General features: G+C 68.5%; 13 protein-coding genes. 5 read left to right on the top strand and 8 right to left on the bottom strand.

What is annotated here, in order from left to right:
* Positions 1 to 153: 153 nt before the first annotated feature.
* Positions 154 to 1,320, bottom strand: a complete 1,167-nt coding sequence (locus KA383_05320; GenBank protein ID MBP7745531.1) for a hypothetical protein — start codon at positions 1,318 to 1,320, stop codon at positions 154 to 156.
* Between the two features lie 386 nt (positions 1,321 to 1,706).
* On the opposite strand from KA383_05320, the gene KA383_05315 reads away from it, so the two are divergent.
* Entirely contained in the window at positions 1,707 to 2,042 is a 336-nt protein-coding gene (locus KA383_05315; GenBank protein ID MBP7745530.1) for a 4a-hydroxytetrahydrobiopterin dehydratase, read from the top strand.
* 90 nt (positions 2,043 to 2,132) lie between these two features.
* Here the strand turns inward: KA383_05315 and KA383_05310 are convergent, their stop codons facing one another.
* Both KA383_05310 and KA383_05305 read right to left on the bottom strand, forming a co-directional pair.
* Positions 2,133 to 3,164, bottom strand: a complete 1,032-nt coding sequence (locus KA383_05310) for a hypothetical protein (protein MBP7745529.1) — start codon at positions 3,162 to 3,164, stop codon at positions 2,133 to 2,135.
* Positions 3,165 to 3,204: 40 nt separating this feature from the next.
* The gene (locus KA383_05305; protein ID MBP7745528.1) at positions 3,205 to 5,136 is read right to left on the bottom strand and encodes an OPT/YSL family transporter; all 1,932 of its coding nucleotides are present in this window, start codon (positions 5,134 to 5,136) and stop codon (positions 3,205 to 3,207) included.
* 388 nt (positions 5,137 to 5,524) lie between these two features.
* Here KA383_05305 and KA383_05300 point away from each other — a divergent pair, with 388 nt between their 5' ends.
* Positions 5,525 to 6,334: a hypothetical protein gene (locus KA383_05300; protein ID MBP7745527.1), complete on the top strand. Its 810-nt coding sequence runs from the start codon at positions 5,525 to 5,527 to the stop codon at positions 6,332 to 6,334.
* A 6-nt stretch (positions 6,335 to 6,340) separates the two neighbouring features.
* Positions 6,341 to 7,009 carry a hypothetical protein gene (locus KA383_05295; GenBank protein MBP7745526.1) on the top strand — a complete coding sequence of 223 codons (669 nt, stop codon included), beginning with the start codon at positions 6,341 to 6,343 and terminating at the stop codon, positions 7,007 to 7,009.
* 112 nt (positions 7,010 to 7,121) lie between these two features.
* Here the strand turns inward: KA383_05295 and KA383_05290 are convergent, their stop codons facing one another.
* Together KA383_05290 and KA383_05285 are read right to left on the bottom strand one after the other, a co-directional pair.
* Positions 7,122 to 7,346: a ferredoxin gene (locus KA383_05290; protein MBP7745525.1), complete on the bottom strand. Its 225-nt coding sequence runs from the start codon at positions 7,344 to 7,346 to the stop codon at positions 7,122 to 7,124.
* Positions 7,347 to 7,610: 264 nt separating this feature from the next.
* Entirely contained in the window at positions 7,611 to 8,522 is a 912-nt protein-coding gene (locus tag KA383_05285) for a serine/threonine-protein phosphatase (protein MBP7745524.1), read from the bottom strand.
* 219 nt (positions 8,523 to 8,741) lie between these two features.
* Here KA383_05285 and KA383_05280 point away from each other — a divergent pair, with 219 nt between their 5' ends.
* Positions 8,742 to 10,385, top strand: a complete 1,644-nt coding sequence (locus KA383_05280) for a methylmalonyl-CoA mutase (protein ID MBP7745523.1) — start codon at positions 8,742 to 8,744, stop codon at positions 10,383 to 10,385.
* Between the two features lie 67 nt (positions 10,386 to 10,452).
* On the opposite strand, the gene KA383_05275 is transcribed toward KA383_05280, so the two are convergent.
* Complete coding sequence (locus KA383_05275) at positions 10,453 to 10,881, bottom strand: Rrf2 family transcriptional regulator (GenBank protein ID MBP7745522.1); 429 nt, start codon at positions 10,879 to 10,881, stop codon at positions 10,453 to 10,455.
* Positions 10,882 to 11,054: 173 nt separating this feature from the next.
* Between KA383_05275 and ric the strand changes: the two genes are divergently transcribed.
* Positions 11,055 to 11,804, top strand: a complete 750-nt coding sequence (gene ric / locus KA383_05270; GenBank protein MBP7745521.1) for an iron-sulfur cluster repair di-iron protein — start codon at positions 11,055 to 11,057, stop codon at positions 11,802 to 11,804.
* Positions 11,805 to 11,978: 174 nt separating this feature from the next.
* Here ric and KA383_05265 read toward each other — a convergent pair whose 3' ends face one another.
* Positions 11,979 to 12,875, bottom strand: a complete 897-nt coding sequence (locus tag KA383_05265; protein MBP7745520.1) for an AraC family transcriptional regulator — start codon at positions 12,873 to 12,875, stop codon at positions 11,979 to 11,981.
* Positions 12,876 to 12,986: 111 nt separating this feature from the next.
* Entirely contained in the window at positions 12,987 to 14,972 is a 1,986-nt protein-coding gene (locus KA383_05260) for a HAMP domain-containing histidine kinase (protein MBP7745519.1), read from the bottom strand.
* Position 14,973: the final 1 nt, after the last annotated feature.

Here is a 14,973-nt window from a genome sequence, read left to right as displayed (position 1 = left end):
ATCCCGGTACGCCAGACCCGCGCGGGGCGGAACGCCTCGCGCGTACGACGGTCCGCGCTCACAGTGTTCATCGGTCGGTACGCCCCCCACGGTGATCCAGCCCCGTCTCAGACCCGCGCGACGCCTGCCGCCCTCGTCCGATATCCGGCGCGCTTACTCATCCGGAGGGTGCGGCGCGTCCGCGCGCAGCCCCGGTAATCGCTGGAGACCTGCGAAGTCCGCGAAGTCGACATCGTCATCCGCGTTCAGATCACTGCACCCACAGCCCATCGCCGCTGGCCCGTTGCCTGGACCTGTGCAGCACTCCACGAACAGCGCCAAGTCCTCCGCATCCACGACGCCGTCCAGACTACAGTCTCCCGGGAAGTCCGATATGAGCGGCGCCCGCCGCAGCCCGCTGGCGTAGTCCACCCAGGCCACGGTGCCGCGGTGCAGGCTGGGATACAAGCTGCGCGTCGTCGTTAACGCCACGGCCTCGGCACCATCCCAGAGGAACACCCGCGTCTGGGTACCGCCGTTGGGCGCGCGCTGCCACACCACCAGGTCGTACCACAGGCTCGGGTAGTCGTCGGAGCGGCCACCCAGCGCGTCGTCATTCGTGACCCGCACCGTCAGCCCGTCTTTCCAGTAGAACAGCTCGCCCGCCACGAAGATGTCGCCCGCCCCCCGCCCGATCCACGCCACCGCACCCCCGTGCGCGCTGGGGCGCGCCTTGTAGTCCGTACCCTGCCCGAGACCCAGCCCGAGCGTCAGCGTGGTTGTGCCGTCGAAATACTGGACCTCAAACGTGACGGGATCCTGATACGCATACGTCAGCATCCCCGTCGCCGTGACATACGGGGCCGGCGCAATCCCCGGCGTGTTCAGGTTGAACGCCTGGCCGACTGACGCGTCGTACCACATCAGCCAGTAGTGATCACGGACCCACAACACATCACCGTTTTCCGCCACCGCCACATCGGTATCCACAACGCCCGGCGAATTCGAGATGTTGATGGCCGGCCCGCCATCCCAACGCAGGATCTCGTTGGTGCCCGCCGAACCTTGCGAATTGCGCCACGCCAGCACCCCGCCGCGGTTGTCCGGTTCGTAGTTGTGCAGCGCAAGCGGGTACACCAGCACCGATTCGATCCCATCGTAGAACATGACCGCCCCCCCAGCACCTTCCAGATACGCCACGGTCCCCTGCCAGACACTCGGCCACGTCCCTGCGGGCGAGATCAGCTCCGACCGGCCCAACTGCGGGGGCCCGGCCAGCGCCACGCCCGTGCCTGCGAGCGTTGCGATCAGGCTGGCCCAACCGGTGTTGGTGTTCCGCATGCGCCCACTCTCCTCTGTCCGCGGTGCAGCGCGACCCGGGTCCGGGTGTGTCGTCGCGGCGGCGCGCCCGTGGTTTCATCAGCCACGGAAGCCTGCCACGCCCTTCAGCGACACAATGCACGAGGCAGGAATGCTTCTTCCCCACGCCTGCCGTGCTGCTCCGACCGGCCGCCGACTCGATCTTACAAAGTCGCGCTTCGCGATTCAACGCAGACCGATAAAACCGCCCTCCGGGCCGGCGGAAGCCGTGTGACCTGCTGCCCGGCACTCGGCACGTTCTCGCTCCCGCGTGCGTCGCGGGCACCAACCGCTGCGCGGCGTCCCCGGTCCCCGCCCCCGGACACATGCGTCCACGTGTCTACAATCCCGGCAGAAGGGAGACCGCCATGTCCGAACTCACCGCCAAACGCTGTGTGCCCTGCCATGGGGGCGTGCCGGCCCTGACCCACGCGGAGATCATCCCGCTACTCGACCAGTTGCGCGGCTGGGAGGTGGTGCACAATCATCATCTGAGCAAAAGCCTGAGCTTTCCAGACTTCGTTTCGGCGCTGGCGTTCGTCAACAGCGTCGGCGAACTCGCCGAGGACGAAGGCCACCACCCGGACCTGTACCTGAGCTGGGGCAAGGTGGGCGTCGAGATCTGGACGCACAAGGTCGACGGGCTGACCGAGAGCGACTTTATCCTCGCCGCGAAGATCGACGAACTGCCGCGGCCGTCCTGACGATGCGCGCCCGCGCTGAGTGACGCCTCCGCCGGTCCAGCGCCGGCAGCCGCGACTCCAACCAGACCTGCGGGCCCCCGTTGCCCACGCTCAGCTCTGCCGGCCCGCTTCCGCGACGCGCTGCTTGATCTCGTCCAAACGCGCCCGCAGCGCCCGCGCCCGCGCATGCAGTTCCTCCGCGCATTGGCGCTCGCCGCTGAGCCGTACCTCCACCTGCGTCTTCTCCGGTCCCGTGGCCTGCGCGCGGCGTGCTTCGAGCGCCCTGGCCTTCGCGTCGCCGGCCTCAGCCAACGTGACAAGCTGCTTGGCCGCGGCCTCCAACTCGTCGCCGAAGTACTGCTTCTGGTTGTTCAGCAGCTCGTAGTCCCAGCGGCGCTCGCGCTTGTTGATCGTCCGCAATGCGCTCGCAGCCGCGATCATCGTCTCCTCGGCGCGCGACCACCAATTCTCGCGCTCCGCGCTCAGCCGCTGCTGGATCGCGTCGTACTGCGCCTGCACCGCGGCCTGCCGCCCGCTGTCCTTGAACCGCAGTCCCGGTTGCGCCGCGTCCAGGTCATCCGCCGCGCTCAGCACCACGCGATACAGCGCCACGCGTTGCTGCGCCGTCGCCTCCAGCTCCGCCACCTGCGCCGCAACGGGCGGATCGTCCATCCCCAGCGCCGCCCACACCTTGGCCACGAATTCCGCTTTGCGCGCGGCGTCATCCAGCCCCAAACCGTCGGGGACCGCGGCGACGGCTTGCTGCAGGTCAGCCACGGCTTTGCTGCGGACCTGCTGCGGCTCACCACCGGGCAAGAGCAGCTTCTCGAGTGCCTGCGCCTCCGCCTCCAGCGCCGCGCGCTCCTGCCAGCGCGGGTCGCTCGCGAGCCACAGCGACTCCGGGTTCAGCAGCGCCTGCAGCGGCGCCAGGTGGCCCCGCAGCACCGCCGCGCGCCGCATCAGCCCGTCCAAGTACGCCTGTCCCGCCGGCCACGCCCGTCGGACCGGACCGCGCACGCGGGCGTTCCGCAGGTAGTAGAGAATCGCGTCTTCGCTCGGCGGCGGCGGCGCGCAGCCCCCGGCCATCAGGCTTGCCAGCAGCCCACCCACCAGGACCCACGGGAGTCTTGTGCCTCGCGCCACGCTGCAACCTCCAACGGCAACCGACTGATCGGCGCCCGTCTCAGTCTCCCATCAGAATGTCCAGCGCCATCACCGCCACCCCCATCAGTGCCGCGCCCGCCACCACCCCGGCGCAGATCGACTCCTGGTTCTGCACGTACACCGCGTTCATGCGCTGCTCGGGCCGCGGCCAGATCCGCCCGATCACCCAGAACACGAACGATCCCAGGAACATCGCGAAGCAGGTCCGGAACGGGATCACGAACGCCAGGCCGATGCCGACGCCCGACAGCCAGAACCGCCCCTTGCTCTGCGCCCGCAGGATCTCGAACAGGATCCCCAGCACCGCGCCGATGCCCACCGCCCACACCGCCGAGTTCTGCAGCTCATCGATGCCCCGCGTCAGAATCTCCGCCACCGCCTTCCACACGGTCGCCGCGGGATACGAGAAATCCGCGCTGATCAGGCCCGCCGGGTTACCCTTCAGGAAGAGCGGGTAGAACACCGCCACCGAGAAGATCGCGCCCGAGAACGCGCCGATCACATGCCCCAGCGCCTGCAGCCGCGGCTTGCCACCCAGCATGTACCCCGGCTTGATGTTCTGGATCAGGTTCGACGCGCTGCCGGCCACCTCGGCGCTGATCCCCGCCGTCGCGATATTCGTCGTGATGTTCCCCGGCGCCAGCCCGGCATACGCCAACTGCGTGATCTTCCCCAGCGCGCCGGTCGGCGTGATCGACGTCAACGCCGTCGAGTTCACGCCGATGAGCGTGAAGACAAACACCATCGGCACAGCCACCGCGCCCATCCAGAGCTGCACGCCGAAGAACCAGTGCGCGATCCAGACCATGTACGCCCCGACGATCGGCACACCCACCAGTGACACCCACAGCGGCAGCTCGATATGCCGAACCGGGTCGACCGTGCGTTCCTGCCGCCGGCCCAGCGCCTTGAACGCGCTGATGAACATCTGCGGCTTCGCCAGGAACGAGTACAGCGATGCAGTCGTCATCATCGCGACCCCGCCCCACAGGGCCCACATCGCGATCTGGCGAAAATCGAACCCCAGCTCGCCGTTCGGCCGGACGATCCCCAGAATGTCCCCGCGATTGATCATGATTGGCGCGATGATGCAGTAATTGACGACCGCCCCGACCATCAACGACACCCCCGTGCGAATCCCCATCAGCCCGCCCGCCCCGATCATCGGGATGTCCAGTTCCGGCCGGATGGTCAGCTCCCGCAACGGCGTGCCGAGGATATTCGGGGCCCACCAGCCAAACTGCGCCTGCAGGCGGAAGTACCATTCATCGAGAAACTCGGGCAGTCGGATGACGGGCAGCTCGAGCTTGTGCAGCCAGGACGTGATCTTCTCGGCCTGCGCGAGTTTCGCGAGCGCCGCGAGGATGCCGAAGACCACCAGCAGCTTCGCCGGCAAGACCGACTTCCCCGAGTCCTCGCTGTGCAGCGTCTCCATCACGACGCCGGCGGCCCGGCCCTCCGGGAACGGCAACTGCTCCTCGTTGATGAACCGGCGCTTCAACGGGAACGCGAACAGCACGCCGAGCACGGCCAGCCCCAGCAGCCACATGATCATCTGCCACCAGGGGACCACCTGGTTGGTGATGATCATGTAGGCCGCCATGCTCGCGATCAGCGGGCCGTTCATGTAGCCCGCCGAGCAGGCGATCGACTGCAGGATGTTGCTTTCCAGCACGTGATAGCCGCGGATCAGCCCCGTCTTCTCCAGCGCCTTGAAGAACACGAACGCGAGAATGACCGACGTGATCGCCACGCCCAGCGACCAGCCGGCCTTCGCCCCGACGTACAGGTTGCTGATCGACAGCAGCCCGCCGAGCACGAAGCCCATCAGGACCACGCGTACCGTCATCTGCTTGACGTCCCCCTGGTACACGTTCTCCAGCCACCAACGGTCCTTTTCCTCGACCGTCATCGTCCGGATTTGCTCGTCGGTGAGTTGCTTGATCGCCATCGCTGCCGCACCTGTTCGTGGCCTGATCGTCCCGTCACGTCAGCGCCGGCCCGCGCCGCCCGGCCCGGCGCGCCGGCCCCGGAAGGATCGGCGGCGCCGCGCCCCGCCGCCGGGTCGATCGTAAATGACCCCCCAAGCTCTGTCAAAGCCCGTCGCCGCTTGTCAAGCGCCAGCCCCCCTGGATTCCCCGCCCGTGCGAGCATCCGCGCCGCCCGTCTGCATCGCTGGCGCGCCGCGCATCGCGAACCCGCCGCCACCACGCGACGTACCATGCACGAGCGCACCGCGCTCGCCGCGGGAAACTGACCACGGTAGGATTCCGGGCTGGCCCCGGACGCCGATGGCCGGCGCCGGGATTCGCCCGCTGCTTCGGGTGGAGACTGCACTCATGCTGCAAGCGCTGAAAGAGCTCGACCGCGTCCTGCGCGGCGAGGCAACCCGTATCTCCGCGATCAAGGACGGCTCGATCCGCATCCGCGTCCCCGGCATGCTGGCCATGATCCTGCTGCTCGGCCTGTTCGCTGGGTTCTGCGTCGGCTGGTTCGCGCTCTTCAACCGCAAGCCGCCCGTCTACGAGCAACTGCTCGCCTCCGCCGTCAAGGTGCCGCTGCTATTCCTGCTGACGCTGATCGTGACTTTCCCCTCGCTCTATGTCTTCAACGCGCTCGTCGGATCGCGGCTCTCGCTGGCCTCCGTATTCCGGCTTCTCATCGCTGCGCTGGCTGTCACCCTCGCGATCATCGCCTCCTTCGGCCCGATCACCGCCTTCTTCTCCGTGAGCACCGAGAATTACTCCTTCATGGTGCTGCTCAACGTGCTGTTGTTCGCCGTCGGCGGCGTGCTCGGGCTCCTCTTCCTGCTTCAGACACTGCACCGGCTCAGCCTGGTCGACAAGCTCCTGCCACCGTCCGATGAACCGACCCCCCCGACCACACCGCCGCCAACGCCCGACGGCGCCCCCGCTCCGCCGCCCGACCCGCTGGGCGCGCTCGACCGCATCGAGGGCCGCGTGCTCGGCCGGCACGTCAAGGCCGTGTTCCAGGCGTGGATCATCGTCTTCGGCCTCGTCGGCGCGCAGATGGCCTGGGTGCTGCGCCCCTTCATCGGCGACCCCAACCGCCCCTTCGCCTGGTTCCGCCCGCGGGCCTCCAATTTCTTCGAAGCCGTCCTCGGCACGCTCCAGAGCCTGTTCAGCTAGCTCGATATGTTGACGCTGGCCCAGAGCGCCGACGCCCTCCTCCGCGGTGTGCCCGCCGACACGCGGCCGCTTGTCCGCCGACGCACGTTGCTGGCCCTGCTGGTGAGCTGCGGCGCAATCTACGGCGCCGTCATGGGCAGCTACGGCGGCTTCGCCGGCGACCGCGCGCCGCAGGTGCTGATCTCCGCCAGCAAGGTGCCACTCCTGCTGCTCGCCACGTTCGCGCTCGCCCTGCCCAGCTTCTTCGTGCTCAACACCCTCCTCGGCGTGCGCGGCGACTTCGACGCCGTGGTGCGCGCTCTCGTCGGCGCGCAGGCCGCGCTGACCATCGTTCTGGCAGCCCTCGCCCCGTACACCGTCTTCTGGTACGTGTCGTTCACCGGGTATCAGCCGGCGATCCTCTTCAACGGCGTGATGTTCGCGGTCGCGAGCCTCGCCGGCCAATGGCAACTCCGCCGCGCCTACCGCCCGCTTATTGCCCGCAACCGCCGCCACCGCGTCCTGCTGCGCAGTTGGCTCGTGCTCTACGTGTTCGTGGGGATTCAGATGGCGTGGGTCTTGCGGCCGTTCATCGGGGACCCTGGGTCACCCGCGCAGTTCTTCCGCGCCGGCGCGTGGGGTAACGCGTACGTCGTGGTCGCCCGGCTGGTCTGGGATGTGCTTGCGCGCCCTTGACCACCGGCGCGCAAAAACGCCAAGGCACAACCACGCTGCCGGAACGTCCCCACCGCCAGTCCGCTGGAGCGCCGCTGTGTCCTGGCGTAAGCGCGCCGCGCGTGCCGCGCGATTACTTCGGCCAGACCTTCTCGCCCGTCTTGGCGTCGGTCAGAATGATCGCATCGACCGGGCAAACCTGCGCGGCCTGCATGATCTCCTCGTCGGTGTGGCCATCGGCGTTCGACACCTTCGCGATGTTCTCGTCGTCCATCTCAAAGGTGTTCGGCGCTTCGCCGCAGCACGCCCCGTCGCCGATGCACAGCTCACGGTCAATCTCGATCTTGTACTTCGCCATTCCGGGCACTCCTTCCGCCGCCGCCCGGTGCCGGCCCGCAAGCCGCTTGGCGACGACGTCTTCCAATCACGGCGTGGGCGAGGCCCAACCTCGCCCCGGCTCCCGGCACTCGACCTACAAGCCCCGTGCCGTGACCGGCCACGGAGCGGCCGGCGTGAGAAGCCCCTTTCTTAGTGCCTAATCCGGGTTTGTCAACTGCGGACTCCGGCTCCCCCGGGGCACGCCCTGCGCAAAATCTCGCAGCCCCCGCTGACGACCACCCATTCAGGTCAAACCGCCGGCGGTTTGCGCCGGTTCACCGCGTCCCCAGCCCAGCGGCCGCAACACCCGGTTCTTCAGCACCTCCCAAATCCCGAGCGCCCGCGGCCCCGGCGTGAATTCGGCCACCAGTAGCGTCACATCGTCATGCACCAGTTGCGGCCTGCCCACGTGCGCGTGGACCGCCGCCATGATCGCGTGGGCCAGTTCGCCGGCCTGCGCCGCGTGCTGCTGGTCCAGTACTGCCGCCAGGCGCTCTTCCCCGAATAGCTCACCGCCGGGCGCCGGGGCCTCCAGAATGCCATCCGTCATCAGCAGCAGCCGATCGCCGGGACGCACCCGGACGCGCCGCCGCGAAAACCGCGTCTCCGCGTCCACCGCCAGCGGCAAATCCACCAGCGCACGCTCCTCCCGCTCGCCCGGGCACGGCGCCAGCCGTTCCCAACGCGCCTCCGCCCGCCGATACAGCCACGCCGGCGGGTGCCCTGCGCTGCTGATATAGACCAGATGCAGCGGCGGAATGTAGCTGACCGCCACGGCCGTCGTCATCGCCGTTTCCGTCCCACGCGTGAGCCGCCGGTTGAGCTCGGCCAGCACGCGCCGCTCGTCCAGGTTGTCCATGAACCGGCGGAGCAACCGGTGGATCTCCTCGCTCACCAGCGCCACCGTCTCACCGTGGCCGGCCACGTCCGCCAGGCACATCCGCGACAGCAACCCCGAGTTGCACAGTGAGACGTAATGAATGTCGCCGCCCCGCCCCCCGCGGCACGGCTGCGAGTACACCCGCCCATGCACGCCCGGGAGCTCGATCGCCGTGTCGATCGGGCGGTTCCCGCCCCAGATCTCGGCACAGGAAAACTCCGGCGGCGACTTCGCCAGTTCGCGCTCGGGGGCTGAAGCCGTCTCGATCGTGCTCATTGCTGCCGCTCCGACCTGGGTCCATCGGACACGCGGGCCACATTCGCATGTATGGTTGTAGCCGCCCGGCCCGGCCTGGCAATACCAGCCGGCCGGATTTCGCCCACGCCCAGCGGGCGCAGCCCGGAACGCCGCCTTTCGTGTAGAATACGGTATCGCGTTGTGTGCCCGGGGACAGCCCGGCGCGCACAACCACGTGCCGTCCGCTGGAGAGCTTACATGAGCACCAGGACCGTTCCGCACTCACCCAAGCACCATGGCGGCCATGGGCACCACGCGCCTGATCCGACGACCATGTCCGGCATCCCCATCAAGCGCGTCTACGGGCCGGACGACATCGGCGGGATCGAGTTCCTTCACGACATCGGCCACCCTGGCCACTTCCCCTTCACGCGCGGCATGCACTCCGACATGTACCGCAAGCGCGTCTGGACCATGCGGCAGTTCGCCGGCTTCGGCACCGCCGCCCAGACCAACGCCCGCTTCAAGTACCTGCTCGAAAAAGGCCAGACCGGCCTCTCGACCGCCTTCGACCTGCCCACACTCATGGGCCGTGATTCCGACGACCCCCTGGCGCTCGGCGAAGTCGGCAAGTGCGGCGTCGCCATCGCCTCGCTCGAAGACATGCGCGTACTCCTCAGCGGCATCAACCTCGCCGACGTCAGCACCAGCATGACGATCAACGCGCCGGCGGCCATCCTGCTCGCCTTCTACATCTGCGTCGCGCGCGAGCAGGGCGTCGGGCTCGACAAGCTCCGCGGCACGCTTCAGAACGACATCCTCAAGGAGTTCCACGCCCAGAACGAGTTCGTCTTCCCGCCCGGACCCAGTGTCAAGCTCGTCATCGACACGATCGAATACTGCACGCAGCACATGCCGCAGTGGAACACGGTCAGCGTCAGCGGCTATCACATCCGCGAAGCCGGCGCCACCGCTCCGCAGGAGCTCGCCTTCACCATCGCCGACGGCATGTGCTACGCCGAGGAGTCCATCAAGCGCGGCCTCGCCCCGGATGCGTTCCTCCCGCGCCTCAGCTTCTTCTGGGATGTGCACAACGAGTTCTTCGAGGAGATCGCCAAGCTCCGCGCCGCCCGCCGCATGTGGGCCCACATCACGCGCGACCGCTTCCACGCCGAACGCGAACGCAGTTGGTGGCTCCGCTGCCACTGCCAGACCGCCGGCGTCTCGCTCACCGAGCAGCAACCCATGGTCAACATCATTCGTGTCGCGTACCAGGCCCTGGCGGCCGTGCTCGGCGGCACGCAATCCCTCCACACCAACAGCATGGACGAGACGCTCGCCCTGCCCACCGAGAACGCCGTCAAGATCGCCCTCCGCACCCAGCAGATCATCGCCGACGAGACCGGCGTCACCCGCGTGGTCGATCCGCTCGGCGGCAGCTACTTCGTCGAATGGCTCACCAGCGAAGTCCAGCGCCAGGCGCAGGAGATCCTCGACCACATCTACAACGACCTCGGCGGCGTGCTGAAGGCCACCGAGCAGGGCTACTTCCGCCGCGCGATCGCGGACTCGTCCGCCCGCTTCGGCGCCGAGTTCGATCGTGGCGAGCGCATCATGGTCGGGGTCAACAAGTACCAGGAGCACGACTTCGAGCGCATCCCGATCCTCAAGATCGACGAGCACGTCGAGCGCGAGCAGGTCTCCCGGCTGAAGGACATGAAGCAGCGCCGCGACCGGCAGCGCCACGCGGCCGCCCTGGAGCGCCTGCGCCAGTCCGCCGCCGCAGGCGAAAACGTCATGCCCGCGCTGATCGACGCCGCCGAAGCCCTCGCCACCGTCGGCGAAATGATGGAAACGCTGAAGGGCGTCTACGGTCAATACGACGGCGGCCCGGAGCTCTGACGCGGCGGGGCACACCCGCACCCGGGACAATCGGCCCACGCACACCACTATCGAGATTGCGCGGCCGTCATACTGACTCGCACAGTGCCGCGAGGGGCGTTGCCTCGGCAACGATTTCCGCGATGCTCGTCTGCGCGTACGCGCGCTGCACCAGCGCGGCGGCCTCGTCCAGTCGGCGATGCAGCGGGCACAAACGCCCGCGATGCGACTTCAGCCCCAGCGGGCAGCGCTCGATACGCTGCACCGGGTCCACCGCGTTGATCACGTCGAGGACTGAGATTTCCCGTGGTGCGCGCCGCAACCGGAAGCCGCCCGACCGGCCGGGGTTCGACTCCACCAGGCCGGCCCGTGCCAGTGCCTGCAGGACGCGCGCCAGGTAGCCCGCCGGAACGTGCGTGGCCCGTGCGATCCGCGGCGTGCCCAGCGTGATGTCGGGGTCGCGGGCCAGCCAGACGATGGCCCGCAAGGCATATTCGGCGGTGTGTGAAATCGTCATCCCAAGTCCTCGCAGGCCCGCGGCTTCCGGCCGCGGGTCAGGCACAAGCCAACCGCAACCTTGACCGCTCGATTATGCGCGCTAGACTCCAAATATCAACGTGGACGTATTGGTTTATGTTTAGCCCACAACCGGCCGGTGCCAGCACCAGCCAACCAGCAAGGAGCGTCTGGATGAGCCCCATCGAACTCGCGACCCCCGTCGGCCAACTCGTCGCCGAACGTCCGGCCCGTGCCCGCGTCTTCGAGCGCTTCGGCGTCGATTATTGCTGTGGCGGCCAGACTCCGCTGCGCGACGCCTGCGCTGCGGGCGGAATTGACCCGCGGGCTGTCGCCGCCGCGCTCGGCGCGGCGGACGCCGACGCCACCGCGACCAACGACGCGGATTGGACGACCGCCCCACTCGCCGATCTGATCGCGAATATCGTCGACACGCATCATGCGTATCTGCGCCGCGAGTTGCCGCGTCTGACCCAGCTCGTCGCCAAGGTCTACCAGGTGCACGGAACGCGCCATACCGAGCTGACCGACGTGCAGGAGGTCTTCGGCGATCTGCAGGCGGAACTCGAAGCGCACATGATGAAAGAAGAGCGCATCCTCTTCCCCATGATCGCGAGCATGGAATCCACCAGTGCATGCACCGCCGCCCACTGTGGATCCGTGCAAAACCCCATTCGCGTCATGGAGCATGAGCACGATTCGGCCGGCGCCGCCCTGGCGCGCCTCCGCGAGTTGACGGCCGGCTACGCGCCGCCGGTCGATGCCTGCAACACGTACCGCGCCCTGCTGAGCGGTCTGGCCGAGTTCGAGGCCGACCTGCACACGCATATCCACAAGGAGAACAACATCCTGTTCCCGCGCGCGGTGGAGCTGGAAGCCACACGGTGCGGCAGCGCCACCACCGCCAGACCTGTGTATGAGTAGCAGCCAGAGCAGGCGCGCCGGTCAATGCGCGGCGTATTCCAGAAGATCCGCAGCTGCTCAACGCCCGTCGGCGTTGCCCAGCCGTCCACATGGGTAACATGCTGGACACGCGGAAGAACGTGTGCGCCCAATAGGACGGCGGGCCGGAACTCCAGAGCCGCGGAAGCTGTGCGTCTACTCCAGCGGGACGCATACCTCCGTGATCAGTTCCTCCGGCGGCGTCCGGTTCGGGTCGTTCTTGTAGAACTCCAGCGACGGCGCGCCACGCATCTCCCGACCCTGCTTCGGCAGCCATTCGCCACACAGCCGCGCGTACGTCTCGTGCAGCCGCTCGTACGGCCCGCGGTGCACCGTCACCGCGTAGTCGCCGCCCGGGATCGTCTGGATTCCCACCGCTCCTTCCGCTTGTACTTTTTCCCCCACTACCATGCACGCGTCGTACCGGATCTTGTCCGGCGGCGTCACCTGCGGATCATCGTGACACAGCCCAAGGAACACCGTGTCACGCCCCAAGAGCCGGCGCGGCCCGGCCCAGCCACACAACTGTCCCCATGTCGCGCCCACCTCGTGATACGGCCCCACGTGCCGCACAAACGCCACCCGCAGCGCTTCCAACTTCTTGATGCTGGCTTCCATCGCTGGTCCTCCCGTGTAATGGAGTGTGAAATCGTCCAGGCCCCCGGCGGGCTGGTAGTGCACGCCGGACGGCACGTCCGGCAGCGGGAGCACCTGGTGCAGCTCGCGGAACTGCGACGGCGACTCGGCGAACATCGCGCGGAACGCCCGTGTGAACGCCTCGTGCGTCTCGTACCCGGCCTCGAACGCGATCCGCGTGACCGGCTGGTCCGTGTGCTTCAGCCGCAGCGCCGCCCGCTCGAGGCGCAGCCGCCGCACGTGCGCCATGAGCGTCTCGCCAACCATGCCCTGGAAGACGCGGTGAAAATGGTACGGCGAGAAATGCGCCAGACCGGCGAGGTCGTTAAGCTCCAGCGCGTCATCGAGATGCTGCTGAATGTGCACCAACACTCGCAGCATGCGTTCCTTGTACGTTTGCTCCGTCTGCAGCTTCATCGCTTGCTCCCGTCACCCAGGAGACTACCTGTGGACGATCGCCGCCGCTTGATCGTTTTTGCGAATCTGGACCTCAAGCCGCGGACCCCGTCGCGTCGCGCGCCTGCCGCGCTATTGCGGCCGCTCCTCCGCCGGCTCAAACGGAATCCACACCGTGAACGTGCTCCCCTGCCCCGGCCGGGACTGCACTTCGATCTTCCCGCGGTGCGCCGTCACGATGTGGTTCACGATCGCCAGCCCCAGCCCGACACCGCGCGTCTGCCGCACGCGCGTATCGTCCGCCCGGAAGAAGCTCTCCCCCAACCGGTCGAGCTGGTTGCGACTCATGCCGATCCCGTGATCCTCGACGACCATCACGATCACGTATCCCTCGCGTGACACCGCCAGGCGCACGAACTTGCGCTCGCCAGCGTAGCGATACGCATTCTGCAGCAGATTCACCAGCACCTGCTGCAGCGCCTGCGCGTCCGCCCGCACCACCGGCAGGCCCGGCGCCAGCTCCAGCCGCGCCTCGAACCCCTCGCTCTGAAACTGAGGCTCGAACAGCGTCCACGCCTGCCGCGCCACCGCCGCGATATCGCACGCGCGAAACTCGTATTGCTTCCGCCCCGACTCGATCCGCCCCAGATCCAGGATGTTGTCCAGCAGCACGCTCAACCGCTCCGCCTCGCGCGTGATCGTCTCGTGGTAGGCGTGGATCCGCTCCGGATCACGCACCCGCCGACTCGCCAGCGTCTCCGACAACAACCGGATCAATGCGAGCGGCGTCTTCAACTCGTGGCTGACGTCCGCCACGAAACGCCCTTGCAGGCGCGCCAGCTCCCGTTGCCGCGCCACCACCCGCAGCATCACCCAGATCACCAGCGCCCACGCCGCCGCCATCCCCGTCCCCGTCGCGAGCACGAACCCCATGCGCCGCCGCGCCGTCGCGCGCAACGCCGCCGTCTTCGCCGCGGTCGGTTCAATCAACGCGCAGCCGAACTCCGGTCCCAAATCCAGCAGCGGCATCACGCCCGGCTCCGCCGGCATCTGGGGCAGGCGTACCCGCCACGACCGCTCCCCGTCACCCGCCCGCCAGTAGCGCGCCAGCACGTCCGCGGCCGGCGCCACCAGCGCGATCTCAAAGTCGCGCGACACGGCCCCCACCGTCAGCACCAGCGGCTCGCCGGCCGCGGTGACGGCGTACAGGAACTCCCCGCGCCGCGGCTCCGCTTCCTCCGCGCCAGCGCGCGCGCCCAACACATCCAGCACCACCTCGACGACGGCCGCCCGCCGCGCCGCCCGATTGCAGACCTCGGCCAGCGCCACGCTCACCGGATCCTCCACCGGCAACGCCAGCAACTCCGTCTGTGCCTGCAGCCGCTCCGCCTCCGCCGGCCCCAGCCGCGCGGGATGATCGGCCAGCAACCCCCCGAGAAACGCGGCCGCCGTTGCCCGCGCCCGCTCGCGGTCCCCCGCCGCCCACAGCGAATCGATGCGCGCCAGCTCCGCGCGAAACGCGAACCGCGCCAGCCGCGGTGTGGAGCGCAACAGTTGCGCGGCATCGGCGAAAATCCGGGCCGCCGCCAGCGGGTGCCCAAGCTGCTGCTCGCACGCCGCCATCGCCAGCAGCGCCCCGCTGCGGGTCAGCGGGTCCGGGCTGAGCGCCTGGTACTGCAGATCCCGCAGCGTGGACAGCAGATCGCGCCCGCCCGCCTCCAGCTCCGGGCTCGTCGGCGCGCTGTCCGGTGCTGGCGCCGCAGCCACCTCCGGAAGGGGCTCTTCCAACGGCGTACGTGGATGCACGACCCACGCCTCCCCGCACGTCGACGAGCACGCCAGCAGCCAGTCCGCGCGCCCGCTGATCCACGCGTCGAATTCGTCCGCGCCCCCCGCCTCCAACGCCCGCCCCGCGTGCACCAGCGCCCGTTCGGCGTCCGCGCGCCACGCGGAGTGTCGCTCCGCCGCCGCCGCCGCCGCCGAGTTCCGCAGGTCGGCCCAGTCGCGTGCCTGCAGGGCCCGCCCCTGCGCGCTGACCGCCCACAGCGTGAGCCCCGTCAGCAGCAGGCTGACCACTACCAGCAGCAGGACCAGGGAACGCTGCGCGGCACCACGCACG

The organism is Phycisphaerae bacterium, assembly GCA_017999985.1.
In the GTDB taxonomy this organism is placed as follows: domain Bacteria; phylum Planctomycetota; class Phycisphaerae; order UBA1845; family Fen-1342; genus JAGNKU01.
Note: the sequence above shows the minus strand (reverse complement) of the source record. Positions and strands in the feature narration are given on the sequence as shown.